This window comes from Noviherbaspirillum sp. UKPF54 (assembly GCF_007874125.1).
Classification (GTDB): Bacteria; Pseudomonadota; Gammaproteobacteria; order Burkholderiales; family Burkholderiaceae_D; genus Noviherbaspirillum.
The window spans coordinates 4,242,411-4,268,553 of record NZ_CP040128.1; the positions used below are offsets into that span (position 1 = coordinate 4,242,411).

Consider the following 26,143-nt stretch of genomic DNA (forward strand, 5'->3'; position numbering starts at 1 on the left):
GGCCTTCCCCCAATTTCGCCTGCCCGCCATGAAATGCGCGATCGTCCCGGTCACTCCCTATCAACAGAATTGCAGCATCCTGGTCTGTGAGACGACGCGGCGCGCCGCGCTGGTCGATCCGGGCGGCGACGTGCCGCGCCTGCGGGAGGCGCTCGAACAGCTGGACGTGACGCTGGAAAAGGTGTTCCTGACGCATGCGCATCTCGACCACTGCGCGGCGGGCGATGTCGTGCGGCGGGAATTCGGCGTGCCAATCGAAGGCCCGCACCGCGACGACAAGTTCTGGCTCGACCAGCTCGGCGAGGCGACCAGGCGCTCCGGCTTTCCGCCGGCCGAGCCGTTCGAGCCGGACCGCTGGCTCGATGACGGCGACACCGTCTCGTTCGGCGCCGAAACGCTGGAAGTGATCCATTGCCCCGGCCATACGCCGGGCCACGTCGTCTTTTTCCATCGCGGCGTGCGCCTGGCGCTGGTGGGCGATGTGCTGTTCCGCGGCTCGATCGGCCGCACCGATTTCCCGCGCGGCGACTACGATACGCTGATCCATTCCATCCGCGAAAAGCTGTGGCCGCTCGGCGACGACGTCACCTTCGTGCCTGGCCATGGTCCGGCATCCACCTTTGGCGAAGAACGCGCCAGCAATCCATTCGTCGCCGACACCCGCTTCGGCTAGGTCGATTGTCGTCCCTTAGCAGCTTGTTGACCGGCACGCGTGCCGAATGCGATGTGCTTGAGCAATCATGCAACCGCATCGCACTTGGCATGTCCAACTTCAACCGCATGCCGCAACGGCCTTGCCTCGCCATGAGCGCCGGCCGGCGCGCTGCTGCTTGCGAGAACAAGAACCCGGGACGAGATGACAGCACACCTCACACACGCGCGTTTTCATGCCCGGCTGGTCATGGTGGGCTTCGGTAGCATCGGCCAGGCAATCTTGCCGCTGCTGTTGCGCCATCTCGACATCGATCCGGAACAGATCATCATCCTTTCCGCAACCGCGCAGGGCGATCGGATCGCGCGCGAATATCGCGTCGCGCTGCGCGTGCAGCCGCTGACCAGGGAAAATTATCGCGCGGTGCTTGCGCCGCTGCTGGGCGAGGGCGATTTCCTGCTCAACCTGTCGGTCGATGTGTCGAGCTGCGCCCTAGTCGAATACTGCCAGCGCTGCGGTGCGCTGTACCTCGATACCTGCATCGAGCCGTGGGCCGGCGGTTACGTCGACGCCTCGCAGCCGGTGGCGCACCGCTCCAACTATGCGCTGCGCGAAGAAGCGCTGGCGCTGCGCACCCGGCAGCAGGGCCCGACCGCGATCCTGACGCTGGGCGCCAATCCCGGGCTGGCGTCGATCTTCGTCAAGCAGGCGCTGCTGAAAATGGCCGCCGACACCGGTGCGCCGGGCGACAGCCCGCACAGCCATGCCGGCTGGGCCGGGCTGGCGCGCCGGCTGGGCATCAAGGCCATCCATATCGCCGAGCGCGACACGCAGGCCGCCGCGCAGCGCAAGCAACGCGGCGAGTTCGTCAACACCTGGTCGGTCGACGGCTTCATCGCGGAAGGGCTGCAGCCGGCCGAACTGGGCTGGGGCACGCACGAGCGCCACTGGCCGCACGACGCGGCGCGCCACGCCTCCGGCTGCGGCTCGGCGATCTATCTCAACCGGCCGGGCGCCGCCACCCGCGTGCGCAGCTGGACGCCGCTGGAAGGCGCGTACCACGGCTTCATGATCACGCACAGCGAATCGATTTCGATCGCCGACCATTTGACGCTGCGCCGCGATGGCGAGGTGGTCTACCGCCCGACCGTGCACTACGCCTATCATCCGTGCGACGACGCTGTGCTGTCGATACACGAACTGGCGGGGCGCAACTGGCATGCGCAGGCACAGCGGCGCATCATCCGCGACGACATCGTGTCGGGCGCCGATGAGCTGGGCGTTCTGCTCATGGGCAATCCAAGTGGCGTGTACTGGTATGGGTCGCGCCTGACGATCGAACAGGCGCGCACGCTGGCGCCGTACAACAACGCGACCAGCCTGCAGGTGGCTGCGGGCGTGCTGGCCGGCGTGGTCTGGGCGCTGCACAACCCGCATGCCGGCATCGTCGAGCCGGACGATCTCGATCACGATGCCATCATGAGAATCGCCCGGCCCTACCTGGGCGAAATGGTGGGCGTGTACGGCGTCTGGACGCCGCTCGACGACCGGGAACGGCTGTTCGGCGAAGACCTCGACCGCGACGACCCCTGGCAGTTCAAGAACATCCGGGTGGCGTAGATGTGTTGCTGAAAAAGGAAGCCACGCTCAACGACAACTCCTACTACGAAGCGAGCGTGGTGCGCCCGCCTGCGGACGCGCCGCTTCAGGGGCACATCACCGCCGATGTCGGCGTCGTGGGCGGCGGCTATGCCGGCCTGTCCGCGGCGCTCGAGCTGGCCGCGCGCGGCTACTCTGTCGCACTCCTGGAAGCTCGGCGCATCGGCTGGGGCGCATCCGGCAGAAACGGCGGGCAGGCGATCGTCGGCTACGCCGGCCAGGGCGCGATGGAGCGGCAATTGTCGTCAGGCGACGCGCACCGCGCCTGGGACATCTCGGTGGAAGCGCTGCAACTGCTGCAGGCACGCATCGCCGCGCATGCGATCGACTGCGACTACACGCCCGGCTATCTCTACCTCGCCGTCACGCCGAGAAAGGCGCGCGCGCTCGATGCCTGGGTCGAGCACCTGGCGCGCGCCTACGGTTACGCGATGCGGTGGGTGGGGGCGGCCGACGTGCGCAACTGGGTCGCCAGCGAACAGTTCCACGCCGGTGCGTTCGACCCACACTCCGGCCACCTGCATCCCTTGAAATACTGCCTTGGACTGGCGGCCGCCGCACGCGATGCCGGCGTGCGCATTTTCGAGGATTCGGCCGTCATCGACGTCCGGCGCGCGGCGCAGCCGCTGGTGAGAACGGCACAAGGCGAAATCGCCTGCCGCTTCGTGGTCCTGGCGGGCAACGTCTATCTCGACCAGTTCGGCGGCGTCATCGCGCCCGAACTCATGCGCCGCATCATCCCGGTGGGGACCTACATCATCGCCACCGAACCGATGCCGAAGGAACGCGCCGATAGCCTGATCCGGCATCGCGCGGCGGTGAGCGACACCAACTTCGTGCTCGACTATTTTCGCCCCTCCGCCGATCACCGTCTGCTGTTCGGCGGCGCCGATGCCTTCAGCGGCGCCACGCCGCCCGACCTGGTCGAGCATGTGCGGCAACGCATGCTGGCGGTATTCCCGCAGCTGGGGGATTTGTCCGTGCCGTATGCGTGGGGCGGATTCGTCGACGTGACGATCAACCACGCGCCGGATTTCGGACGCATTGGCAGCAACATCTATTATTTGCAGGGGTTTTCCGGCCATGGCCTGGCGCTGGCGGGCATGGCGGGCAAGCTGGTGGCCGACGCGCTGGCCGGTCAGGCCGAACGCTTCGATCTGTTCACCCGCATCCGGCATGCGCCGTTTCCGCGCGGCGCATGGATACGCAAGCCGGCCGTTGCGCTCGGCGTGCTGTATTACCGGCTGCGCGACCTGCTGTAACGCTTTAGCCCGTGCTGCACTCGCCGCAGCACCATCGGCACCCGTTCGACTGGTCGTAATGGGTCTTCGCCTGGCGCAACGCGTCGCCGCAATTGCTGAATGTTCCCAGATAAATCCGGTCGTTCGCCTCGGGCAGATATTCGCATCGAGGCACGTGGATTTCGTGGTCGCCGTTGGATGTTTCCTTCTTGTCGACGTAGTAATGCTGCATGCACACCTCCTGCCGATGATGTCGGAAAGCCGTTATCGGACATGCTAGTTCGAACGATATGAATTTACCTTAATTCAAGATAAGTGCACGAAAACAGGCCGTGGCGGGGAAGCGGAAATCGCGATGCGGACGGACAAGCAGCGGAATGACCGCGCCTACCATAAACAGGGTATGTCCTCCCAGTTATCCCTTTGCTATGCTGCGCACCAAACATTTTCCTTACCAACAATCAACACCATCATGAAAACCATCATTTCAAAAAAGGCTGTGCTGTCGCTTGCATCTCTGACCCTTCTTGCCGCATGCGGCGGCGGTGGCGGCGGTGACGGAGCCGGCCAGACCAATACCTCCGCAATTACCTCCAGTAATGCGCAGGCGGTAGCGGCACAGGCACTGAATGCGAATACCGCCGTCAATGGCGGCGCATCCACGGCGAGCGGATTTGCCACCGGCGTATCCATTTCCGGTACGACCACGGCGCAGTCCGGGCTGGTGCGTACCGTTCTGCAGCAGCTCTACAAAGGTCTGGACGCGGCTCCCCAAAACAATCTTGTTACCGGGATCACTGCGAATCCTGCGCCGGTCGCATGTACGGGCGGCGGCACGCTCTCGCTGTCCCTCACGTATTCTTCGACAAGCGGTTTGAGCAACGGCGACAGCCTGTCGGTCACGTCCACCAATTGCGTCGAGAACGGCCAGAAAATAAACGGCAAGGTCACCATGACGTTTAACAATCTGAACGGCACAATCGGCAGCGCCTATGTATGGAGCGCCACCATGACGATGACGTTTGCCAATTTCACTGTAGAGGAAAACGGAGAAGTCGCGGGCACCAACGGCGACATGACTTTGGCATACTCGCAAACCAATAGCCAGAACGCCTCCGCTTCCATCAGCGGCAAGTCGGTGCGCACCAACGTCGCCAGGAGCGGTGCGACCGTTCTCGACGAAACGCTCGCGTCTTATATCATCAAGAACGATATCGCCTCGACACTGGAAACCCAAAGCATCAACCTGACCTTCATCGACAATCTGGCGGCTGCGCTGACGTCGTACAATGTCAAGACCATTACCCCGTTCAAGCAGACGAGCGGCAGCAGCTATCCGTATGAAGGCGCGATGACCATCACGGCCGGCAACGGCAGCACGGCAACCGTGACCGCCGTCAGCAGCACCAATGTCCGGATTGACGTGGACTCGAACGGCGATGGCACGATCGACAAGACTATCGATACGACCTGGGTGGCGCTCAACAGCGCGATCTGATGTAAGGCCGGCAAGCCAGCAGGGGCGCTTGAAGCGCCCCTTGTTTTTTCGACGCCCCTATTCAATTGTTTTGTCCCATGAATCGCACCATTTTTTTCACAACTCTTGCCGCTGGAATCCTTGCCTCAGGCAGTGCCTGTGCGGAATGGCAATTTTCTGCCGGCGCCGGCGTGCGGCAGCTGCAAGTGACAGAGACCGATCAAAGCGGCCGCGACATGGTGCAGGAGCATGGATGGCTGCCCGGCGTTACGCTACGCGCGGACTATGCCGTCCGTGACTGGCAGGTCGGCGTGACGGGAGAGGTATACCGTCACCAAATCACCTATGACGGCCAGATGCAAAGCGGCGTTCCTTTCGCGTCCGATACCGGCACCACGCAAACGCGGGTGGGCATCGAGGTGTCGAAGCAGGTCGCCGACGCCGCGCGCCTGATCGGCGGGATCGAATGGGACCGCTGGCAGCGCGATATCGCAGGCCGCGGCAATGTGCTGGGACTGAACGAGCGCTACTTCTCGTGGCGCTTGCTGGCCGGGGCGCAGATGCGTGTATTGCAGGCGAGCTGGGCGCAGATGCGGGCAAGGGCATTGGTGGTTCGGTCCGCACCCGAAAGGCTACGGGTGCGCTTTGAAAACGGGGCATTCGACGACGCCCATCTGACAACCCAGCCGGCCACCGGGATGCGTCTCGCGCTCGATGTATATCCGACCGCCTGGCCCAAGCTGGCAATCACCACGGAATGGGACTGGCTGCGCGTCGGACGAAGCGGCGACGCCGTATTATTCAGAGGCGGCGTCCCCGTCGGATTCGTGACGCAGGCAGAGCATGCGCGCAGGGCATTGAGCGTGCGTGTCGATTACCGCTTCTGAACAAAACGCCACGCCTTCATTTCTGCCTGCCGTCGCCGGCATCCTATTCGCGGAACCATACCAGCTGGTGCGTGGTTGCCAACAGCGTGCCGTCCTCCGCCCAGAGCTGGCCCTCCTGATCGTAATAGCCGCCGTTGAAGGCATTCGCCCGGGCCTTGCCGAACGCGTGACGGCCTTGTTGCCGCGCCAGCGCGGCATCGTCGACATGGAAGTTGATGCTCAGGGTAACGGTCGAAATGGGGCGCGCCGCGCCCTTGCGCACGAACAGGCGCGGCACGAAGGAGTCGCAATAGGCTGCGATGGCGGGGAAGTCGAGCCGGCGCGGCGGCACGTCGCTGATCCAGCATTGCGTCGTGCTGTCGGGTCCGCCGGCGAGCGGGTCGCAGTCGACATAGCGGATGTCGTACATCTGCAGGAACGGTACCTGCACCGGAGGGGCGTAGCGCGCAAGCTGCCCCGGCGGCAGGACGTCGGGCAATGTCGCTTCGGTATCCGACCAGGTCTCGCGCCGCACCGCGAACACGGCCGTGCCGGTGACGGCCGGCTGTTCGTCGCCGGCCTGGCGGATTTCCATCTGCCAGTGCTGGGTCGAGCGGCCGGCGCGCGCCACCGTCACTCGGACCGTGAATTCGCCCGGCTGGAGGGGACCGGCGAAATTGACCGTCATCGAAAGCGGATCGCCCAGCCGCTGCGGATGCGCGAGCATTGCCTGCAGCAGCGTGGCCACCGTCGTGCCGCCGAATGGTGAAATCGCGTTCCAGTAGTGCGTCGAGGTGCGACCGGAGAAGGTGCCGTCTCCGGCACGCGCCAGCTCGATGGCTTGGTCGAATGGATGGACAAATGGAGTCATGGGGCGTCATAAAAAGAACAGTCGTTCTATTTTAGTGGAAAATATTTGTGCCCGCCTGGGGCTCGCGGCAAGGCGCTCTGGCGGAAAGCTGGAAGATGCTGTGAACCCGGCGGGGAGAAGGCCGCTATTGCAGCCTGGCGGGCGGTCGCGCATGCGCGCCGCCTTGTGGTCATGGAAACGTCGGCGCCGGTGTCAGCTTTCGTCCGGCTCCTGTTCGGGCGAACGCAATTTCTGCATGTCTTCCCGGTTCAGCCGGTGCGGCCGGTGTGGATCCTCCATCGGTTCGTCTTCAGGCAGCAGGTGCTGGTCGCCCGATTTCTTTTGTTTCATATGATGTTCGGCAGATTGGACTCTGTTCCTGTTCGGAGTGGTCTGTGTCATTGCAAACTCCTTGGCTTGACATGAAAAAGATCGGCGCAGACAACAGCCCGCACCGCGACGCCGTCCGCGCTGTTTGCATCGGTGACATGCAGCGTAACGGCGTCGAATCGATGCGCGAGACCGCATCGTCGTCACTGCGTTGGCAGCTCATCAATTAGAGAGATCGCACTCTAGCGAGTTCGGCATTTACAGCATCTGCCGATGGCACAAGTCTGAATCAGCGGGGGCCGCGGCGGAGTCTTTTCAGGAGCAAGACGCCTCCGATGAGAATGGGGAACAGGGGCAGCCACTGCCAGATGGTGTGGCGATCGAGCATGCCAATTCTTTCTAGCAACAGGACCATGCCGACCAGGATCAAGATGAGCGGACCGAACAAGCCTCTGTTGCGCCGCGATGAGGTGCTTTCCATGTCATTTTTCCCTCTTGAACGATATGCCGCAGGATAAGCGGGCGGGCATGGCAGGGGAAGCGGGATGCGACGAAGCGTGGGCTTGCGGCTGCAAAACGCGGTTTCCCCGGCGCGAAACGGTGGGATGGAACGTAAAAAAGCCTGCGGCATGCCGCAGGCCAAATCCATAGCATATGGACGAGACAATCTGGCGGGCCGCATCCGCGCCGGCGCGGCCACGGGAAAATCAGCGGCCGGAATAATCGGCTCCGCCGCGCCCTGCGCGAGCCGCGCGGATCGCTTCGGCACGGACTTCTTCGCGCGACCTGGTCGAGGCGACATTAGTGAACTCGACATATTCGGAACGTTGCTTCAGCTCGCCCTGCGCATAGGCTTGTTGCAATTCAGCACGCACTTCGGCCCGCGTCTTGCCGGAAACGATATGCGGCGCTTCGACGTATTCGGTGCTGGCTGCCGGTTGCGATTGCGCCAGTTCTGCCTGTACTTCGGCGCGTGATCTGGTTGTCTGAATGTTTGTGAAATCCACGAATTCCTGGGTCTGTCCGACCTGCCCTTGGGCGCGAGCCTGGGCAATCTCGGCCCGAACCTCGGCGCGGGTCTTACCGGAGGTAGCGGTGTCGGCGGCAAAAGCGGCGGTCGAGGTGGCGATGATGGCTAAAGCGATACTGGTCATTGTGGCGTTCATTTGAAATTCTCCATGGTCCGATTGATAGGCGGCAAGACATGCCGTAGCTGTGCCTTGGCACTAGCGCAGGGCGTCTTGCCGGGAGGCCGGCAAGTAACTTGCAAAATGCAAGTGATGATTGCATCATAAGCCAGTGACTTTTATTTTGCAAGTGAGTAGAATGAATATTCATGGAAAAACCGCTCAAATCTGTCGCGCCGTTGACTTGCCCGATCGTGCGTTCCGTCCGTCTGATCGGCGACGAATGGATCTTGCTCGTGCTGCGTGCGCTGTTTCGCGGGCCGCAGCGTTTTGACGATTTGCAAGCCCTGACCGGGGCGGCGACCAATATCCTGACTGGCCGCTTGGCCCGCATGATCGAGGCCGGCCTGGTCACAAAAACCCCGTACCAGGAACGGCCCGTGCGCTACAGGTACGCCCTGACGGACAGTGGACTTGGCCTGTTTCCGGTGGTGCTGGAGCTGATGCGTTATGGAAATGAATGGCTGCCAGCCAAGGATGCGCCGCCGCTGCGCTTGCGCCACCTCGACTGCGGCAAATTGTCATGGCCCGGCCAGACCTGCTCCGAATGCGGCGCGCCCCTGACCATCAGGAACGTGCGGCTGGAAGACGACGTGCAGGATGGCGTTGCACCGGACAGATGAGGCTCGGCGCCCGGTTCCGCTTGCCTGTCGTTCCGTGACAACGCACAACACTATGCAACGATAAGCATGCGGCGCCAGCCGGTGGGTCTGTTGTTGCGTCGCAGCAAATGCTAGAATCTGCGCAGTCTCAACCATCCGGGGAATGCCGCATGAAGCGCGTGATTTTCAATCAAAAGGGCGGGGTCGGGAAATCGACGATTGCGGTCAACCTGGCGGCGATCGCAGCTTCGCACGGCAGGAAAACGCTGCTCATCGACCTCGACCCGCAGTGCAATTCCAGTCGCTACCTGCTGGGCGGCGCGGCAGCGGAAGCCAAGCCCACCCTGGCCGACTACTTCGAGCAGACGCTCAACTTCATCTTCTACCCGAAACCGGCCGGTGCCTTCGTGCATGGCACCGCTTTCGACGGCCTGTCGCTCATCCCGTCGCACCCGGCCATCGGCGAGCTGCAATCCAAGCTGGAGTCGCGCCACAAGATCTACAAGCTGCGCGACATGCTCAATGAATTGGCGAAGGAATACGACGAGATCTACCTCGACACGCCGCCGGCCTACAACATCTTCACCCAGTCGGCGCTGATCGCGGCCGACAGCTGCCTGATCCCGTTCGACTGCGACGATTTCTCGCGCCAAGCGCTTTACACCCTGATGCAGAACGTGCAGGAGATCAAGGCGGACCATAACCCGCAACTGGAAGTCGAAGGCATCGTAGTCAACCAGTTCGTCGCGCGTGCCAGCCTGCCGCAGCGCTTGGTCGACGAGCTGAAGGCGGAAGGCTTGCCGGTCTTCGACAGCAAGATCTCCAGCTCGGTCAAGATCCGCGAATCGCACGAGCGCGGTTTGCCGATGATTCACTTGGATGCGCGCCATAAGCTGAGCCGGGAATATCTCGCCCTGTATGAGGAGCTGCAGGCGGCATAAGCCGCAGGGCCGCTTTCCTTTTCATCCCATCCCGATCCGAACCGGCATAAGTCTGTGCAATGTCATTCATTGCATGTTGTCGGTCTGTTAACGTCTTGCTGATGACTTGAAATCAGCCTTGGGAGGGGCGTCTCATGGAGAAAAGACTGCTGGCTGGCGCATGCCTGTTTGCCGCAATATTGGCCGCCTGCGGCGGCGGAGGCGGCGATGCACCGGCCGATGCCAAGACAAGCACGGAGCCGACATCAACGGTGGCGCCAGCCGAATTTGCGACGCGTGCAACCAGGCAGGGCGACGAGCGCGTGTATGAAATTGTCGAGCGATACAGCGATAACGCCACGCTGACATATACCAGAAGGATGGTGCAGACCATGCTGAATGCCGACCGCTCCGGGGAGCGGCAAACCTTCGACGACAACAACACCCTGCTGCAAAGCCTGCGTTACGACGCCCAGGGCATCCGCTCCGTCACCTATTACCCCTCGGGATTCACCTGCAGCCCCAACGTGGTGCTGAACAGTTTCCCCGACACTCTCAGGATCGGGCAGGCGATCGAAAACAAATACACCGACAGCTGCTCGAACGGTTATGCGTTCAATACCGAGGAGGCGGCGACGGTCGCGGCCGCCGAACAAATCGACGTGCGCGGCATCACCTACAAGGCGGTCAAGGAAACGGCCACGGTCAGCATCGAGCGGACTGCGCCTGGCGAAAACTTCAAGTACGCCGTCAGCGAATCGATCTGGATCGATCCGGTCCTGGGACTGACGGTGAAGGAAACGGTGAATTTCAGCTATCCGGTGCCGCCGGCCGGCACCTACCTGGTCGCATCGACCAGATCGCTGGTGAACTACGTGAACAAGTAACCGGACAGCCGGGGCGCGTGCGGCAGATGTGACAGGCGCCGCGCCCGGGCCGCACGCCTACAGCGCGCGCACGCACAGCCTGAAGTCCGGATCGTCCTCGTAGCGCTTGATCTCGAAATCCAGGCTCTTCATCAGCTTGAGCATGGTGGTGTTGTTGGTCAGTACCAAGCCTTCGATGTACGCCAGGCCCTTGCTGCGCGCCACGTCCATGATCGACAGCATCAGGCGCGACCCCATGCCCTGGCCACTGAAATCGTCGGCTATCGCCAGCGAAAACTCGCAGGTGCTCAGGTCCGGGTTGGTGACGTAGCGTGACACGCCGATGATGCGTTCGGTCTCGGTGAAGCCGCCGTCCTCGGTCGGCACGCGCTGACAGTGCACGGCGACCAGGGCCATTTCGCGGTCATAGTCGATGAGCGTGAAGCGCGCCAGCATCTTGACCGACAATTCCCGCATCGACGACACGAAGCGGAAGTAGCGGCTTTGCGGCGACATGGCGCGCACGAAATCCTGCAGCATCTGCGCGTCATCGGGGCGGATCGGACGCACGTTGTAATGGCCGCCGCCGCGCAGCTGCCATTCCTGCGCATAGTCGGCCGGATACGGCAGGATCGCGAGGTGGTGGTAGTTGTCGGCGCCGCCCGCCGCGTGATCGATCACGATGCGCGCATCCACCGCCAGGGCGCCATTGGCGTCGACGATGACCGGGTTGATGTCCATCTCGCGCAGCTGCGGCAGCGCGCACACCATTTCCGACACGCGCAGCAGGATCTGCTCGATCGCTTCACGGTCGGCCGGCGGCGCGCCGCGCCATGCGTCGAGCGTTTCGGCACAGCGCGCGCGGTCGATCAGGCGTTGCGCGAGGAACTGGTTCAGCGGCGGCAGTTCGATGGCGCGGTCGGCAATCAGCTCGATCATGGTGCCGCCGGCGCCGAACGAGATCACCGGGCCGAACGGCTGGTCGGTCGATACGCCGATGAACAGCTCGCGCCCGGACGTCTTGCCCGACATGTTTTGCACCGTCACGCCGTTGATGCGCGCCTCGGGGCACAGGCGCGCGACAGTGGCCATCATGTCCTGCCAAGCGTCGCGCACCGCCGCGCCGTTCTGCAAATTCAGCACCACGCCGTGCACGTCGGACTTGTGCGAGATATCGGGCGAATCGATCTTCAGCGCCACCGGGTAGCCAAGCTGGTTAGCCACCAGCATTGCCTCGTTGGCCGAGCGCGCCAGGATGGTCTTCGTCACCGGGATATGGAAGGCCGACAGGAGCGCCTTCGATTCCATTTCGGTCAGCACCTTGCGGCGTTCGGCCAGCACGCTCTCGATCAGGATGCGCGCGCCTTCCAAATCCGGCTTGGCCAGTTGCGACAGCGGCGGCGGGGTCTGATGCAGCAGCTGCTGGTTCTGGTGGAACGAGGCGATATTGAAGAAGGCGCCGACCGCCGCTTCCGGCGTGCGGAAAGTGGGAATCGCCGCGTTGTTCAGAATGACGCGCGCGGCGGCGACTTGATTATCGCCCATCCAGCAGGTGATCAGCGGCTTGCCCACGTTCGGATGCAGTTCGGCCAGCGTCTGCGCGACCATGGCGGAATCGATGCCCGGCTTGGGAGACAGGATCACCAGGATGCCGTCCACGTTCTTGCTGGCGGCGCAGGCAGTAATGGCGGCACGGTAGTGGCCGGCTTCGGCATCTTCTGCCAGGTCGAGCAGCGCTGACAGGCTGGCCAGCGGCGACAACTGCGGCTTGAGCTCGGCGCAGCCTTCCGGCGACAGCGTCGCCAGTTCCAGGCCGAGCGCGTCGGCCCAGTCCGCGGCCAGCACGCCCGGGCCGCCGCCGTTGGTGATGATCGCCAGACGCTTGCCGACCGGCAGAAAGCGCGAGGCCAGGCATTTGGCTGCCGAAAAAAGCTGCACGAAGGAGCGCACGCGCACCGCGCCGGCGCGCTGCAGCGCCGCGTCGAACACGTCGTCGCTGCCGACGATGGTGCCGGAGTGAGTGAGCGCTGCCTTCGACCCGGCCGGCTTGCGGCCGGCTTTGAGCACGATCACCGGTTTCGCATTGGCGGCGGCGCGCAGCGCGCTCATGAAGCGGCGCGCATTGCGGATGCCTTCCAGGTAGACCACGATGCTTTGCGTGCCGCGGTCGTCAGCCAGGAAGTCGAGCACCTGCGCGATGTCGACGGCGGTGTTGGGGCCGAGCGACACCACATGGGAAAAGCCGACCTTGTTCTTGACCGCCCAGTCGAGGATCGACGCGGTCAGCGCGCCCGACTGCGATACCAGCGCGAGCGATCCTTCCTGCGCCATCGGGCCGAGCACGCTGGCGTTGAGGCGCTGGCGCGGACGCTGGAAGCCGGCGCTGTTGGGGCCGAGCAGGTAGATGCCGTGGCGGCGCGCGATCGTATGCAGCTCGGCACCCAGGGCGGCGTCCACGCCGGAGGAAATGATCAGCGCAGCCTTGCTCTGGATGCGGCCGGCCACCTCCAGCGCCGCGACCAGCTGCTCGCTGGGCAGGGCGATGATGGCCAGGTCCGAGCGTGATTGCGCCAGTTCGCTTAGGGTGCCGGTCATGCCGATGTCGAGATAGGTGACCGGCCCGGCGAAACCGCCTTCGCGCAATTGTTCCACCACCAGGCGCGCCTGCGCGCTCTGCGTGTCGGGCATTTCCGGATTGCCGGCGAACACGACAATCGAGCGGGGGGAAAAGAGTGGAGTTAGATAGTGCTTGTCCATGTTGGCTAATCGTCAATCGTTGTCTTGTTTTGGCCGTCACCGATGCAAGTAACGGGCCATACATTTGCCTCCGCCAACCGGATAGCGTTCTTGTCACGGGTCTGTTGCCCGCTTATACATTTACATTTGATCGACGTCAGTCGGCGCCGATCAATACCTTGACGTGTGCCGCCACACTGCGTGCCAGCGGCGACATGACATAGCCGCCTTCCAGGCAGGACACGACGCGTCCCTGCGCATGGCGCCGCGCGACCTGCATGACCTGCCGCGTCACCCATTCGTAATCGGCTTCGACCAGGCCCAGGTTGCCCATGTCGTCCTCGCGGTGGCCGTCGAAGCCGGCCGAGATGAAGATCATCTGCGGACGGAACATGTCAAGCGCGGGCAGCCAGTGCTCCGTCACCCCGGCGCGGAATGCCTCGCCGCCCGAGTGCGGCGCCAGCCCGACATTGATCATGTTCGGCCCGCGCGGAACGGCGCCGCGATACGGATACAGGTTCTTTTCGAAGGTCGAACACATCAGCACGCGCACATCATCGTACAGGATATCTTCGCTGCCGTTGCCGTGATGGACGTCGAAATCGACCAGCGCCACGCGCTCCAGCCCGTGCACGTCAAGCGCGTGGCGGATGCCGACGGCGACGTTGTTGAAGAAGCAAAAGCCGCCGGCCGCGTTGCGCTCGGCATGGTGTCCCGGCGGGCGCACGTTACAGAAGGCGACCGCCGCCTTGCGCTGCACCACCAGGTCGGTGGCGAGCACCGCCGCGCCGGCTGCGCGCAGGGCGGCCAGATAGGTGTAGCGGTTCATCCAGGTGTCGGGATCGACTTGCGCATAACCTTCGCCCGGCGTCATGTTCGCGATCTCGCGCACATACGACAGCGAATGGGCGCGCGCGAGCTGTTCTTCAGACGCCAGCGGCGCGTCATACGGCTGCATGTAATCGAGCAGGCCCTTGATCAGCAGGTGGTCGCTGATGGCGCCGATGCGTTCCGGGCACTCCGGGTGGTGTTCACCCATGTCGTGTCGCACGCAGTCGCTATGCGAAATATAGGCAGGCAGCATGCGCGCTCGCTCTCCATCGGTTCGGCGGAATTGGGAATGGCATCGAGCACTGCGCCTGCCGGCAGCCAACGATGCCGCAGCATCCTGCGGCAGGTCGGTTCGGCGAGCGCGACCGACGCCGCAAATACGGCTTGTCAGTGCATCCTCGCCGGATGGTAGAGGGGTTTATTTTATGTTTCCCTGCGGTAAATCAATTTTTACAAGAATTTTCATGGTTGGAAAACCGGTTCAGGCCGCCTGCGTCAACCGCGGCGCGTCGCCGGCCGCCGCCATGCCGGGTTCGCGCAGCGCAATGACGTTGCCGCCGGCCGGCTCGGCCAGCTTGAAGACATCTACCTTGCGCGCCAGGGCGGCAGCCTGACCCTTCATCGCTTCCGACGCGGCGGCAGTTTCTTCCACCAGCGCCGCGTTTTGCTGCGTGACCTGGTCCATCTGCGCGATCGCCCGGTTCACCTGCTCGATGCCGGTGCTTTGCTCCTGGCTGGCGGAAGTGATTTCCGCCATGATTTCGGTCACGCGGTGCACGCTGCCGACAATCTCGCGCATGGTGGCACCTGCTTGCCCGGCCAGGGCGCTGCCGTTTTCAGCTTGTTCCACCGAGGCGCCGATGAGCGACTTGATTTCCTTGGCGGCCGATGCACTGCGCTGCGCAAGGTTGCGCACGTCGCTGGCGACGACGGCAAAGCCGCGACCCTGCTCGCCGGCGCGCGCCGCTTCGACCGCGGCATTGAGCGCCAGGATATTGGTCTGGAAGGCGATGCCGTCGATCACGCCGATGATGTCGACGATCTGCCTGGCCGACGCATGGATCGATTCCATCGTGCGCACCACCTGCGCCACCACGTCGCCCCCCCTGAGCGCCACGTCGGAAGCCGAGACGGCCAGCTGGTTGGCCTGGCGCGCATGATCCGCGTTCTGCCTGACGGTGGCGGTGAGCTGTTCCATCGAGGAGGCGGTTTCTTCCAGCGAGGCGGCCTGCTGCTCGGTGCGGGAGGACAAGTCCTGCGTGCCGCTAGCGATCTGTCCGGAGGCAGCCGCGATGGCATTGGCGCCGCTGCGCACCTGGCTGACGATGGCCGCCAGCTCGGCGTGCATGTGCTGCATCGCATGCAGCAGGCTGCTCTGGTCGCCCGGCCGGGTTTCGACCGCGATCGCCAGGTCGCCGGCGGCGATCTGGCGGGCGATCTCGGCGGCATACTGCGGCTCGCCACCCAGCTGCGACAGCAGGCTGCGCGCCAGCACGGCCGCGCAGGCCATGGCAACCAGCAGGGACACGATGCCGATGCCGATCAGCGCGCGCTTGCTGGAAGCGTACTGCGCCTGGACGCCGGCGGCGGTGGCGTCGATGCTCTTGCGCTGGTTGTCTAGCAGCTGCTGCACCAGGTCCTGATACGCCTGGGCCGTCGGCATGAACGCCGTGTCGAGTACACGGTTGGCTTCTTCGGCATTGCCGGCCGCTTTGGCCTTGACGACCGCCTCGCGCGCGGCGATGTATTCCTTGCGCTTGTCGGCGATGGCGGCGAACAGCGCCTTTTCCTTGTCCGAAGTCAGCAGTGCCTCGACCTTGTTCTGCATCTCCGACGCATACTTGGTCGAGGCAGCGGCGTCTTGCGCAAAAAATTGCGCCAGGGATGGGTCGTTGCTCTTGGCAATGGCCGCCGTGCGTCGCACGGCGGTGTGGATGACGCGATACCAGTCGGCGATATGGCGCTCCTTGGCCAGCGGCTCCTGCATCATCGTGTCGGTGCTTGCGGCCACTTGCTGCAGGTTCAGGATCGCCATGCCGGTGGCGAGGAAGGACAGCGCAAGGATGATCGTCATGACGATCGTTAAACGGGTTGCAACGCTAAATCGGGCAAAAGTTTCCATTGTTTTCTTTTCCGGTTGTGCGGGAGGGCCGGCATGAGGCAGATGTTTGTGTCGGAGAAATACATCTTTAGCAATTATGCTTGTTGCAACTGGCGCATGAATATTGCAGGAAAGGCATTTTTGTTTTTCTTGCCACTTATCAACTCTGCGACTAAGGGTGAGAAAAATTCTTGAATTTAGGAAGCGTGTCGTTTTCGTTGCTACAACGGGGCGGAGCCATGAACCCGGCCAGCAGGTTGTTGTCCGAACGGAAAAGCTATTACTGCCAAAAGCGGGGGCGAAGGCTGAAGGTAGCGGAAAATGCCTGTGGATGTTACTGACTGGACAGCATGGCGTGGCAGCGTTAAGCTGGAATTGCTACAAGGAAACCATTGCTGTAATGAAACCTGATGGTGTTGCCTTTGGTTTCAAGAATCATGCCGGCGATCGGCCTTTGAACACGTCTGAAACACCATGTCCAGCCAGCGCCCTTCGGTAGATGAAACATCCAGCTTCCGTGCGGAGCAGGAACAGAGTTTCTGGTCCCGGCGGAAGAAATTCTCGCCCGCCATGGAAGCGGCTTTCCAGGCAGAGATGGATCGCTTGCGCGACTTGCGCGTGCGTCGCACCGGGCTGGCTGCGGTGGTGTTGTATGCGGCGTTTGCCATCACTGACCGCGTGATGGTGCCCGACGTTTACCTTCAAGCCCTGACCATTCGGTTTTTGCTGGTGATTCCGCTGCTGCTGCTGGCGACGTTCAGCATCCCCCGAGTCAAGAAGCCGCTGCTGCGCGAAATCCTGCTGTCATCCATCGTGATCGTCACCGGCGCGAGCCTGCCGTGGATTTTCAGCCTGAGCAATCATCCGAATTCCGCCTACTATGAAACCGGCATCACGCTGGTCATCCTGTTCGGCAATATCGTGCTGAATCTACGGTTTCGCAGCGCGGTAGTCAGTTCCGTCATCCTGTTGGGAACGTATGCCATCTTTTTGAGCGTGCAGCACAAGTTGCCGCCAGAAGTGCGGCTGAACAACGGCTTGTTCTCGTTTTCCCTGGTGGTGATCAGCCTGCTTGCCAATTTCCGCACCGATCAGGACCAGCGCCGTGCCTACCTGGCGCGTTCGCGCGAACAGGCGCGTAACGCCGAACTCAGCCATGCGGTCGAATTGCTCGGCAAGCTGTCGTCGGAAGACGCCTTGACGCAGGTAGCGAACCGGCGCGAGTTCGACCGCCGCCTCGAGCTGGAATGGGCGCGCGCCAAGCGCGAGGGCCAGTTCCTGGCGCTGATCCTGATCGACGTTGATTGCTTCAAGGCGTACAACGACCATTACGGCCATCCGGCCGGCGACGCCTGCCTGCGCGGCGTCGCCTCGCGGCTGTCGTCGGTGCTCAAGCGTTCGTCCGACCTGGTAGCGCGCTTCGGCGGCGAGGAATTCGTGGCGCTCTTGCCGGCCACCGGTGCCGAGGAAGCGGCGGCCCTGGCCGAGCGCATGCGGGTCGCCGTGCGCGAGCTGCAACTGCCGCACGAGGCATCGAGTGCGGCGCCGATCGTCACCGCCAGCTTCGGCGTGTGCGCCATGCGCCCCGTCGACAGCGACAAGGCCGCAGTCCTCTTGGACAAGGCCGACGCCGCCCTGTACCGCGCCAAGCAGGCCGGGCGCGACCGGGTGGCGGCGGACAGGCGCGCCGAAGGCGAGGCCGGCGCCGCCGGTTAGTCGGGTAAGGGGAAACGCCATGCCGCGCCACGTTTTCACCTATGGTTCGCTGATGTTCGCGCCCGTCTGGCAGCGCGTGGTGCGCGGGCATTACCGGTCCGAGCCGGCCCGCCTCGACGGTTTCGCGCGGTTTGCCATCCGCAGCCAGACGTATCCCGGCATGGTGGCGCAGGACGGCGCGGCGGTGGCCGGCGTACTGTATTTCGACGTCGATGAGCGCGACATGGCGGCGCTCGACGCGTTCGAAGGGCAGGACTACCGGCGGGAGGCGGTATGCGTCGCGTCCGCTGCCGGATGCATGCGCGAGGCGCAAGCCTATATTTACCTGCTGCCGCAAAACTTGTTGCCGTTGCCGTGGCGGCCGGAAGCCTTCCAGATGGAGCGCTTCATTGGCACCTACTGCCGGGATAGGCTGGGTGGATGAAGCCGGTATAATTCTCCCCATCCTCCAACTTCACAATGGGCAGCCGCACGGTTGCCATTCTTTCATTCCATGCTCGCTTCACAAAAACAACAGATTATCGACCTGTTCCAGGCTGCGCTCGCGCCCATCGTCGCCGGCACCGATTTGACCCCGAACGTGGTGCTGGAGCGCCCGCGCGACCCGTCGCACGGCGACATCGCCTGCAACATCGCCATGCAGCTGGCCAAGCCGCTGAAAAAGAATCCGCGCGAGCTGGCGCAGGCGATCGTCGCCGCCATCCTCGCCAACAAGGGCGCGCTGATCGATAGCGCCGACATCGCCGGTCCCGGCTTCATCAACCTGCGCGTGGCCGCCGCCGCCAAGCAGGCAGTGGTGCACGCCATCCTGGCCGAGGGTGCGCGTTTCGGTCAAGGCACTGCCGGCGCCGGCAAGAAGGTGATGGTCGAGTTCGTGTCGGCCAACCCCACCGGCCCGTTGCACGTCGGCCACGGCCGCCAGGGCGCACTGGGCGACGCCTTGTCGTCGCTCCTGGAAGCGCAAGGCTATGACGTCACGCGCGAGTTCTATTACAACGACGCCGGCGCCCAGATCGGCAACCTGGCTTACTCGGTGCAGGCGCGCGCGCGCGGCTTGAAGCCGGGCGACGAGCACTGGCCGGAGTCCGCCTACAACGGCGACTACATCGCCGACATCGCCGCCGACTTCCTGGCCAAGAAGACCGTGTCCGCCGCCGACGGCGTGCCGGTCACCGCCAGCGGCGACGCCAACGACCTCGAATCGATCCGCATGTTCGCGGTCGCCTATCTGCGCCACGAACAGGACCTCGACCTGCAGGCGTTCGGCGTCAAGTTCGACAACTACTATCTGGAATCCTCGCTGTACCACGACGGCAAGGTGGAAGCCGCGGTACAGGCCTTGGTCAAGGCCGGCAAGACGTATGAACTGGACGGCGCGCTGTGGCTGAAGACCACCGAGTACGGCGACGACAAGGACCGCGTGATGAAGAAGTCCGACGGCTCCTATACCTATTTCGTGCCGGACGTCGCCTACCACGTCACCAAGTGGCAGCGCGGCTACACCAAGGCGATCAACGTGCAGGGCAGCGACCACCACGGCACGATCGCGCGCGTGCGCGCCGGCCTGCAGGCGGTCAATCTCGGTATCCCGCAGGGCTTTCCTGACTACGTGCTGCACAAGATGGTGACCGTCATGAAGAACGGCGAGGAAGTCAAGATTTCCAAGCGCGCCGGCTCCTACGTGACGGTGCGCGACCTGATCGAATGGTCGGCGGGCGATGCCAAAAATGAAAATGGCGAACGCGACATCACGCGCGGCCGCGACGCGGTGCGCTTCTTCCTCATCTCGCGCAAGGCCGACACCGAATTCACCTTCGACGTCGATCTGGCCCTGTCGCAGTCCGACGAGAACCCGGTGTATTACGTGCAATACGCACATGCGCGCATCTGCTCGGTGCTGGCACAGTGGGGCGGCGACGAGAACGCGGTAAACAATGTCGACTTGTCACCGCTGAGCTCTCCGCGTGAGGCCGCGCTGTTGGCCAAGCTGGCGGAATATCCGGAAATGCTGCAGAAAGCACTCGACGAACTCGGCCCGCATCAGGTAGCGTTCTATCTGCGCGACCTGGCCGGCGAGCTGCACAGCTATTACAACGCCGAACGGGTCTTGGTCGACGATGCGTCCACCAAGATGGCGCGTCTGGCGTTATTGTGTGCGACACGCCAGGTATTGCGTAACGGTTTGGCGCTGATCGGCGTGTCGGCGCCGTCAAGAATGTAGGAAAGTATGCAAAATCTGCAAAATCTGAACAGGCAGCAAGGCGGGACCATCCTCGGCATCATCATCGGTTTAGTCATCGGCCTGGGCATCGCCCTGGCGGTGGCGATGACGATCAACAAGACACCGATGCCGTTCGTCGACAAGGTGAGCCGGCAAAACAAGGCGGATTCGTCGCCGGCCCAGATTTCCGACCTGAACAAGCCGCTGTACGGCAACAAGGCCGCGGCCAAGGCGGCGGCCAAGGAATTCGTCAAGGAGCCGGCCGAGGTCGTGCAGGTCAATGCTGCCGCGCAGCCGGCCGACGCCAAGGACAACAAGGCGCCGGTGGTCGATCTGGCCACCCTGGTGGACAAGCTGAAAAAGCCGGAAGCCAAGCCGGCCGAGGTCAAGGCAGTTGATGCCAAGCCGGCGGACGTCAGAAATGATGTCGCCAAGGATGCGGCAGCCAAGAGCGATGAGAAGTGGAACTATTATCTACAGGCGGGCGCATTCCGCGATCAGTCCGACGCGGAAGCGCTGCGCGGCAAGCTGGCGCTGATGGGTGTCGAAGCACGCGTATCCGAACGCCCATCCGAGAACGGTGTGCTGTACCGGGTGCGGGTCGGCCCGTACGGACAGATCGACGCCATGAACAAGGTACGCGGCAAGTTGACTGACAACGGTGTCGATGCGGCGGTGGTGCGCATCGCGAAGAACTAACCAATAAAAAAGGAACACTATGCGTTTTCTGAAACATGCATTGGCTGCACTCTCCCTCGGCCTGGTCGCCATCAGCGCAAGCGCGACGCCCGCCAACCCGCAGAACGGCGTCGATTACCGCACCCTGAACAAGCCGCAGCAGACCGAATCCGGCAAGAAGATCGAAATCACCGAGTTCTTCTGGTACTCCTGCCCGCACTGCTTCGCCTTCGAGCCGGACCTGGAAGCCTGGATCAAGAAGCAGGGCGACAAGATCGTGTTCAAGCGCGTGCCGGTCGCCTTCCGCGATACCATGATTCCGGAGCAGAAGCTGTTCTACGCGCTGGAAGCGATGGGCAAGGCGGAGGAAATGCAGAAGCGCATCTTCAATACGATCCACGTGCAGCGCCAGATGCTCAACACCGACGCGGCAATCGCAGACTACATTGCCAAGCAGGGCATCGACAAGCAGAAATTCCTCGACCTGTACAACTCGTTCGGCGTGCAGAGCAAGGTGCGTCGCGCAGCGCAATTGCAGCAGGCCTATGAAATCGATGGCGTGCCGACCATTGCCGTCGAGGGCCGCTTCCTGACCTCGCCGTCGATCGTGTCGGCGTCCATGGGCAACGCATCCGAGCCGGCTCTGGCTGCCGGCACGCTGCAGGTGATGGATTGGTTGGTGGCGAAGGTCACCAAGGAAAAGGCGCCGCAAGCCGCTCCGGCAGCAGCTGCGCCGGCCAAGGCATCCAAGAGCAAGTAAGCCGGCATCGGCCGCATCGCAAGTCCGCCTCTCGCAAGAGGGCGGACTTTTTTGTTTGAACTCGCCGCGCAGCCTGGCTGCACCGGCACTTCGTATAAGTGGGAGAGCATGAAACGCGTATTCATCACCGGCGCGTCCAGCGGCATCGGCGCCGCGCTGGCGCGGCGCTATGCTGCCCAAGGTGCGGCGCTCGGCCTAGTCGCGCGCCGGCGGGTCTTGCTGGAACAGCTGCAGTCGAGCCTGCCGCATCAAGATCGCCACCGCATCTATGCGCTCGACGTTACCGACCATGCGGCTCTGGCCTCGGCCGCCGCCGACTTCATCGCCGCCAACGGCGGCGCCGACGTGGTGATCGCCAATGCCGGCATCTCGCGCGGCACGCTGACCGAGCATGCGGAAGACCTGGTGGTGTTCGAGCGCATCGTCGCCACCAACGTCACGGCCACGGTGGCGACCTTTGCGCCCTTTGTCGCGGCGATGAAACAGCAGGCACAGGCCGGCAGCCGCGACTGCCGCCTGGTCGGCATCGCCAGCGTGGCCGGCATTCGCGGCCTGCCCGGCGCCGAGGCGTACAGCGCATCGAAGGCGGCGGTCATCAGTTATTGCGAGTCGCTGCGGGTGGAACTGAAAGCCGGCGGCATCAAGGTGGTCACGATCGCGCCCGGCTACATCGACACGCCGATGACGCAGGTGAATACCTATCCGATGCCGTTCCTGATGCCGGTTGAAAAATTCGCGGCGCAGGCGGTCGCCGCCATCGAGGCCGGCGCCGGCTACCGCGTGATTCCCTGGCAGATGGGCGTGGTGGCCAAGGCATTGCGGCTGCTGCCGAACTGCGTGTACGACTTCGCATTTGCGAAGGCGCCGCACAAGGGGCGGTGACAATAAGACGCAGACCGCAGGTTACTGTTTGCCAAGGGAAGGCGAGAACGGAGTGACACTATGAATCTGATCGACGCCATCGGCTGCGAACATACGCCGATTGCACCGGGCGAGACGCCGCGCATCGTGTCGCTGGTGCCGTCGCTGACCGAGCTGCTGTGCGAGCTCGGATTGGCGCGCAGCGTCGTCGGCCGCACCGGATTTTGCATCCATCCGCAGGAGACGGTGGCGGCCATCCCGAAGGTGGGCGGCACCAAGGATGTCAACATCGACAAGATCCGGCGGCTTGCGCCGACCCACCTGCTGGTCAATATCGACGAGAATGAAAAGCCGGCGGTCGAGGCGCTGGCACAGTTCATCCCGCACGTGATCGTCACGCATCCCATGACGCCGCGCGACAACCTGGCGCTGTATCGCCTGCTCGGCGCGATCTTCCGCGTCGAGCAACGGGCGCAGCAGCTGTGCGACGCATTCGAACACGAGTACGCGGCGCTGGCGGCGGCTCCCCGGGGGCGGCCGCAGACCATGTTGTATTGCATATGGAAAGACCCGTGGATGACGGTGTCGCGCGATACCTATATCGCCAGCATGATGGCGGAGATCGGCTGGCAATGCTGGCAGGCGCCGGACGCGGCGCGCTACCCGAAGTTCGCATGGTCGGATGCGCTGGTGGAGTCTATCGACGGCGTGCTGCTGTCGAGCGAACCCTACCGTTTCACGCAAGCGCATGCAGATGCGCTGGAGAGGCAGATCGGCAAGCCGGTGCAGCTGGTGGATGGCGAAATGATGTCCTGGTACGGCAGCCGCGCGATCGACGGTCTGCGCTATCTGCGCATATTGGCGACGGGGTGACGCTTATTTTTGCCGGTTCATGCGCACCAGCATGCGGATGAATTCGCGCGCCAGCGCCTGGTGATGCGCATCTAGCCGTTGCAGATCGGCCATCAGTTTCACATCGGCGGATTCGAAGCGCGCCGTGCTATCCGTGCCGTCCGGCGCATGGCTCTCGCCGCCGAAACGCAGCCATTCGGCAGGCACGCCCAGCCATTGCGCAAGCGTGCGCAACTTTTCCTGGGTGGGAATGGCTTCTCCGACCAGCCATTTCCGTGCTGCATGGACGGTGATCGGACGACCCTCAAAACGGATGTTGAATTCCCGCGCCAATTGGGTGGGACTCTCCGGGGAATAGTCGGCATTGCGCAAGGCTTGTTGCAGACGCTCGCTAAAACCTTCTCGTTCAATTGATGGATTCATTATCCGCGCACTATTCCATGTCACGCTTTGACAGTCAGTCTCTCGTTGGCTGGAACTTCTTGTGACCAAATGTGTTAAGTAAAGGTAACACATATCGGCATCGTCGCATCAATATTGATCAATTGTAGAGCGCGACGATGGGCGGACAAGGGGAAAGGCGGCGTAAATCCGAAGCAATACTCTAGGATAGAGGCCGGAAACGCTGCCCTCTCCGACGGCAGCTGCAGGCAGGGGGAGAAGACGCCGCGGCCGCCAATGTAGAACAGCTGTATCGTCAGCCTGAATTTGCGCTAGGAGAAATTACATTTCGCCGAAGCCGTAATCGCGTTCCACGCGGGCGATTCTGATCCGGTAGGCGCTGTACCAGTCGCCGCGCCCGCGCTCTTGCGCCAATTGATGTTCGGCGTTCGCTTTCCATGCCCGGATCGCTTCCGGCGATTCCCAGTACGACACGGTAATGCCGATGCCGTCGCGCACCGATTCGATGCCGAGAAAGCCCGGCTGCTGTGCCGCCAGCTCGACCATGCGGCGTGCGGTATCGGCATAGCCGTTGTCGCCATCGGTGCGCAGCGAAGTGAAGATCACGGCGTAATAGGGGGGCTTGGGCATATCGGCAGGCATGGACGGCTCCTTAGCGGCGGGTACGGAATCGAATGATACCGTCCGTGCCTGTTTCGCGGCGCAATACGCCATCGAACCACAGCTTGTGCAGGTGCGCCAGCGCCTCGCCCATGGCAAAGGTGAGCTGGTGCGCATCGAGCGCGCGGCGGAACATGATCGGCACGATGTCCGCCGCCGACCTGGGTGAGGCGCATGCGTCGATCACTTCCGCCAACCGTTCGTCATGATGCGCGACCAGTTGCCCGATGCGGGTATGCAATCCGGAGAACGGTTTCCCGTGCGATGGCAGTACCAGCGTGTCGGCTGGCAGGTCAGCGTACTTTTTCAGCGAATCAAGGTAGAGCTGCACCGGGTTAGCTTCCGGTTCGACCGCGAACACCGACACATTGGTCGAAATGCGCGGCAGCACCATGTCGCCGGAAATCAGCATGTTCAGGTCAGCACAATACAGCGAGGCGTGTTCCGGTGCGTGGCCGAAACCGGTGATGACGCGCCAGTCGTGGCGGCCGATGCGAAATACTTGCCCATCCTGCATGCGGTGGTAGGACGCGGGCACGGCCGGCACCAGCGTCGGGTAATAGCTCTTGCGGCCCTGCAGCTTCTCGATCAGTTCCGGATCGGTCACGCCGTGGCGCTGGAAGTGCGGCAGCATCGCAGTGCCGTCCACGCCCGGCAGCGAGGCCGACATCATGCGCGCAAAGCCGTATTCCCCGGTGGTCATCCACAGCGGCGCATTCCATCGGCTGCACAGCCAGTCGCTCAGGCCGACGTGGTCCGGGTGGCAGTGGGTGGCGATCACGCGCACGATCGGGCGTCCGGCCAAGCCCTCGGCGAAGACCGATTCCCAGGCCGCGCGCGTGGCGTCGTTGGCGATACCGCAGTCGACCACCGTCCATCCCGGCTGCGGGCCGCTGCCGTCGTCGAATTCGTCGGCGATCAGCCACAGGTTGATATGGTCGAGCGCGAACGGCAGGCCCATGCGCAGCCAGTGCACGCCGGGCGCAATCTCGCGCAGCGCCCCCGGTGCGGGCAGCTGGTCGCCGAAGGGGTAATGCAGTTGGGATTCCAGCGGATTCATTCAATTCTCTAAAAATCGTTGCAAATCCTGCATGTCCATATGCCGCGGCAGCAGGCTACAATACCGTATCGCTTTACGTTAACGTAAACTGCAATCGGATTCCCCGATTCTAAACACAAACCCCAATTACTGCTGGCCGACCCATGCCGACCTACACCATTACCGAACTGGCGCGCGAATTCGCCATCACGCCGCGCGCGATCCGCTTCTATGAAGACCAGGGCTTGCTGAGTCCGGCGCGCGAGGGCGCGGGCGGGCGCACCCGGGTCTACAGCGCAAGCGAACGCACGCGCCTGAAACTCACCCTGCGCGGCAAGCGGCTCGGCCTGAGCCTGTCGGAAATCAAGGAACTGGTCGACATGTATGAGTCGCCCAAGGATACCGAGGCGCAGCTGAAGCGCTTTTTGGCGGTGCTGGCCCAGCACCGCGAAACCCTGGAGCGCCAGCGCGAAGACCTGGAAGTCACGCTCGACGAGATCGCCGCGCACGAAGAGGAATGCAGGCGGCTGCTGGCCGCCGATCAGGCGGAAAAGGACGAAGCAGCCTCTTCCGGGAAAAGGACCGGCTCGCGCAAGCTGGAAGATGCGGCCTGAGCGGCAGTTTGATGTGCATCGT

28 protein-coding genes are annotated in these 26,143 nt (G+C 63.2%); 17 read left to right on the top strand and 11 right to left on the bottom strand.

Going from position 1 to position 26,143, the window contains the following annotated elements; all coding sequences use genetic code 11:
* Window positions 1-28: 28 nt before the first annotated feature.
* From FAY22_RS19565 to FAY22_RS19575, 3 genes are all read left to right on the top strand, one after another.
* The gene (locus tag FAY22_RS19565) at window positions 29-673 is read left to right on the top strand and encodes an MBL fold metallo-hydrolase (RefSeq protein WP_146332300.1); all 645 of its coding nucleotides are present in this window, start codon (window positions 29-31) and stop codon (window positions 671-673) included.
* A gap of 183 nt (window positions 674-856) precedes the next feature.
* Window positions 857-2,272: a homospermidine synthase gene (locus FAY22_RS19570; RefSeq protein WP_146332302.1), complete on the top strand. Its 1,416-nt coding sequence runs from the start codon at window positions 857-859 to the stop codon at window positions 2,270-2,272.
* 2 nt (window positions 2,273-2,274) lie between these two features.
* The gene (locus tag FAY22_RS19575) at window positions 2,275-3,573 is read left to right on the top strand and encodes an FAD-binding oxidoreductase (protein WP_146332304.1); all 1,299 of its coding nucleotides are present in this window, start codon (window positions 2,275-2,277) and stop codon (window positions 3,571-3,573) included.
* A 4-nt stretch (window positions 3,574-3,577) separates the two neighbouring features.
* Here FAY22_RS19575 and FAY22_RS19580 read toward each other — a convergent pair whose 3' ends face one another.
* A complete protein-coding gene (locus FAY22_RS19580; RefSeq protein WP_146332306.1) occupies window positions 3,578-3,784 on the bottom strand; it encodes a hypothetical protein in 207 nt (68 codons plus the stop codon).
* Between the two features lie 123 nt (window positions 3,785-3,907).
* On the opposite strand from FAY22_RS19580, the gene FAY22_RS19585 reads away from it, so the two are divergent.
* Window positions 3,908-5,050 carry a hypothetical protein gene (locus FAY22_RS19585; protein WP_146332308.1) on the top strand — a complete coding sequence of 381 codons (1,143 nt, stop codon included), beginning with the start codon at window positions 3,908-3,910 and terminating at the stop codon, window positions 5,048-5,050.
* Between the two features lie 185 nt (window positions 5,051-5,235).
* Window positions 5,236-5,916, top strand: coding sequence for a hypothetical protein (locus tag FAY22_RS19590; protein ID WP_246860579.1), 681 nt, complete (start codon window positions 5,236-5,238; stop codon window positions 5,914-5,916).
* A 43-nt stretch (window positions 5,917-5,959) separates the two neighbouring features.
* On the opposite strand, the gene FAY22_RS19595 is transcribed toward FAY22_RS19590, so the two are convergent.
* Both FAY22_RS19595 and FAY22_RS22070 read right to left on the bottom strand, forming a co-directional pair.
* On the bottom strand, window positions 5,960-6,766 hold the full coding sequence (locus FAY22_RS19595; RefSeq protein ID WP_146332312.1) for an acyl-CoA thioesterase II: 807 nt from the start codon (window positions 6,764-6,766) through the stop codon (window positions 5,960-5,962).
* Between the two features lie 192 nt (window positions 6,767-6,958).
* Window positions 6,959-7,096: a hypothetical protein gene (locus tag FAY22_RS22070; RefSeq protein ID WP_168204895.1), complete on the bottom strand. Its 138-nt coding sequence runs from the start codon at window positions 7,094-7,096 to the stop codon at window positions 6,959-6,961.
* 71 nt (window positions 7,097-7,167) lie between these two features.
* Between FAY22_RS22070 and FAY22_RS22075 the strand changes: the two genes are divergently transcribed.
* Window positions 7,168-7,305, top strand: coding sequence for a hypothetical protein (locus FAY22_RS22075; protein WP_168204896.1), 138 nt, complete (start codon window positions 7,168-7,170; stop codon window positions 7,303-7,305).
* Between the two features lie 59 nt (window positions 7,306-7,364).
* Here the strand turns inward: FAY22_RS22075 and FAY22_RS19600 are convergent, their stop codons facing one another.
* Both FAY22_RS19600 and FAY22_RS19605 read right to left on the bottom strand, forming a co-directional pair.
* Complete coding sequence (locus tag FAY22_RS19600) at window positions 7,365-7,556, bottom strand: LiaI-LiaF-like domain-containing protein (protein WP_146332314.1); 192 nt, start codon at window positions 7,554-7,556, stop codon at window positions 7,365-7,367.
* Window positions 7,557-7,782: 226 nt separating this feature from the next.
* The gene (locus FAY22_RS19605) at window positions 7,783-8,241 is read right to left on the bottom strand and encodes a DUF4148 domain-containing protein (RefSeq protein WP_146332316.1); all 459 of its coding nucleotides are present in this window, start codon (window positions 8,239-8,241) and stop codon (window positions 7,783-7,785) included.
* 170 nt (window positions 8,242-8,411) lie between these two features.
* Here FAY22_RS19605 and FAY22_RS19610 point away from each other — a divergent pair, with 170 nt between their 5' ends.
* The 3 genes from FAY22_RS19610 to FAY22_RS19620 all read left to right on the top strand — a co-directional run bounded on the left by FAY22_RS19610 (window position 8,412) and on the right by FAY22_RS19620 (window position 10,671).
* Window positions 8,412-8,885, top strand: coding sequence for a helix-turn-helix domain-containing protein (locus tag FAY22_RS19610; protein WP_146332318.1), 474 nt, complete (start codon window positions 8,412-8,414; stop codon window positions 8,883-8,885).
* A gap of 149 nt (window positions 8,886-9,034) precedes the next feature.
* Entirely contained in the window at window positions 9,035-9,805 is a 771-nt protein-coding gene (locus FAY22_RS19615; RefSeq protein WP_146332320.1) for a ParA family protein, read from the top strand.
* Between the two features lie 134 nt (window positions 9,806-9,939).
* Window positions 9,940-10,671 carry a hypothetical protein gene (locus FAY22_RS19620; protein WP_146332322.1) on the top strand — a complete coding sequence of 244 codons (732 nt, stop codon included), beginning with the start codon at window positions 9,940-9,942 and terminating at the stop codon, window positions 10,669-10,671.
* A 57-nt stretch (window positions 10,672-10,728) separates the two neighbouring features.
* Here the strand turns inward: FAY22_RS19620 and FAY22_RS19625 are convergent, their stop codons facing one another.
* The 3 genes from FAY22_RS19625 to FAY22_RS19635 all read right to left on the bottom strand — a co-directional run bounded on the left by FAY22_RS19625 (window position 10,729) and on the right by FAY22_RS19635 (window position 16,339).
* Window positions 10,729-13,407 (bottom strand): bifunctional acetate--CoA ligase family protein/GNAT family N-acetyltransferase, encoded by a 2,679-nt coding sequence (locus FAY22_RS19625; protein ID WP_146332325.1) that lies wholly within the window; start codon window positions 13,405-13,407, stop codon window positions 10,729-10,731.
* A 136-nt stretch (window positions 13,408-13,543) separates the two neighbouring features.
* Entirely contained in the window at window positions 13,544-14,470 is a 927-nt protein-coding gene (locus FAY22_RS19630) for a histone deacetylase family protein (RefSeq protein ID WP_146332327.1), read from the bottom strand.
* A gap of 228 nt (window positions 14,471-14,698) precedes the next feature.
* Window positions 14,699-16,339: a methyl-accepting chemotaxis protein gene (locus tag FAY22_RS19635; protein ID WP_146332329.1), complete on the bottom strand. Its 1,641-nt coding sequence runs from the start codon at window positions 16,337-16,339 to the stop codon at window positions 14,699-14,701.
* A gap of 453 nt (window positions 16,340-16,792) precedes the next feature.
* On the opposite strand from FAY22_RS19635, the gene FAY22_RS19640 reads away from it, so the two are divergent.
* The 7 genes from FAY22_RS19640 to FAY22_RS19670 all read left to right on the top strand — a co-directional run bounded on the left by FAY22_RS19640 (window position 16,793) and on the right by FAY22_RS19670 (window position 23,427).
* On the top strand, window positions 16,793-18,034 hold the full coding sequence (locus FAY22_RS19640) for a diguanylate cyclase (protein WP_146332331.1): 1,242 nt from the start codon (window positions 16,793-16,795) through the stop codon (window positions 18,032-18,034).
* 19 nt (window positions 18,035-18,053) lie between these two features.
* Window positions 18,054-18,458, top strand: coding sequence for a gamma-glutamylcyclotransferase family protein (locus FAY22_RS19645; RefSeq protein WP_146332333.1), 405 nt, complete (start codon window positions 18,054-18,056; stop codon window positions 18,456-18,458).
* A gap of 69 nt (window positions 18,459-18,527) precedes the next feature.
* Window positions 18,528-20,255 carry an arginine--tRNA ligase gene (argS, locus tag FAY22_RS19650; RefSeq protein WP_146332335.1) on the top strand — a complete coding sequence of 576 codons (1,728 nt, stop codon included), beginning with the start codon at window positions 18,528-18,530 and terminating at the stop codon, window positions 20,253-20,255.
* A 6-nt stretch (window positions 20,256-20,261) separates the two neighbouring features.
* Window positions 20,262-20,954, top strand: coding sequence for an SPOR domain-containing protein (locus FAY22_RS19655; protein ID WP_146332337.1), 693 nt, complete (start codon window positions 20,262-20,264; stop codon window positions 20,952-20,954).
* Window positions 20,955-20,973: 19 nt separating this feature from the next.
* Window positions 20,974-21,693: a thiol:disulfide interchange protein DsbA/DsbL gene (locus FAY22_RS19660; protein WP_146332339.1), complete on the top strand. Its 720-nt coding sequence runs from the start codon at window positions 20,974-20,976 to the stop codon at window positions 21,691-21,693.
* Window positions 21,694-21,801: 108 nt separating this feature from the next.
* Window positions 21,802-22,575: an SDR family oxidoreductase gene (locus tag FAY22_RS19665; RefSeq protein ID WP_146332342.1), complete on the top strand. Its 774-nt coding sequence runs from the start codon at window positions 21,802-21,804 to the stop codon at window positions 22,573-22,575.
* Window positions 22,576-22,635: 60 nt separating this feature from the next.
* Window positions 22,636-23,427, top strand: coding sequence for a helical backbone metal receptor (locus FAY22_RS19670; RefSeq protein WP_146332344.1), 792 nt, complete (start codon window positions 22,636-22,638; stop codon window positions 23,425-23,427).
* Window positions 23,428-23,430: 3 nt separating this feature from the next.
* Here the strand turns inward: FAY22_RS19670 and FAY22_RS19675 are convergent, their stop codons facing one another.
* The 3 genes from FAY22_RS19675 to FAY22_RS19685 form a co-directional block, all read right to left on the bottom strand.
* On the bottom strand, window positions 23,431-23,829 hold the full coding sequence (locus FAY22_RS19675) for a hypothetical protein (protein ID WP_210411854.1): 399 nt from the start codon (window positions 23,827-23,829) through the stop codon (window positions 23,431-23,433).
* Between the two features lie 300 nt (window positions 23,830-24,129).
* Entirely contained in the window at window positions 24,130-24,450 is a 321-nt protein-coding gene (locus FAY22_RS19680) for an antibiotic biosynthesis monooxygenase (RefSeq protein ID WP_146332346.1), read from the bottom strand.
* Window positions 24,451-24,460: 10 nt separating this feature from the next.
* Window positions 24,461-25,528, bottom strand: coding sequence for an MBL fold metallo-hydrolase (locus tag FAY22_RS19685; RefSeq protein ID WP_146332347.1), 1,068 nt, complete (start codon window positions 25,526-25,528; stop codon window positions 24,461-24,463).
* Window positions 25,529-25,671: 143 nt separating this feature from the next.
* Between FAY22_RS19685 and FAY22_RS19690 the strand changes: the two genes are divergently transcribed.
* Entirely contained in the window at window positions 25,672-26,121 is a 450-nt protein-coding gene (locus tag FAY22_RS19690; protein WP_146332349.1) for a MerR family DNA-binding transcriptional regulator, read from the top strand.
* Window positions 26,122-26,143 lie beyond the last annotated feature (22 nt).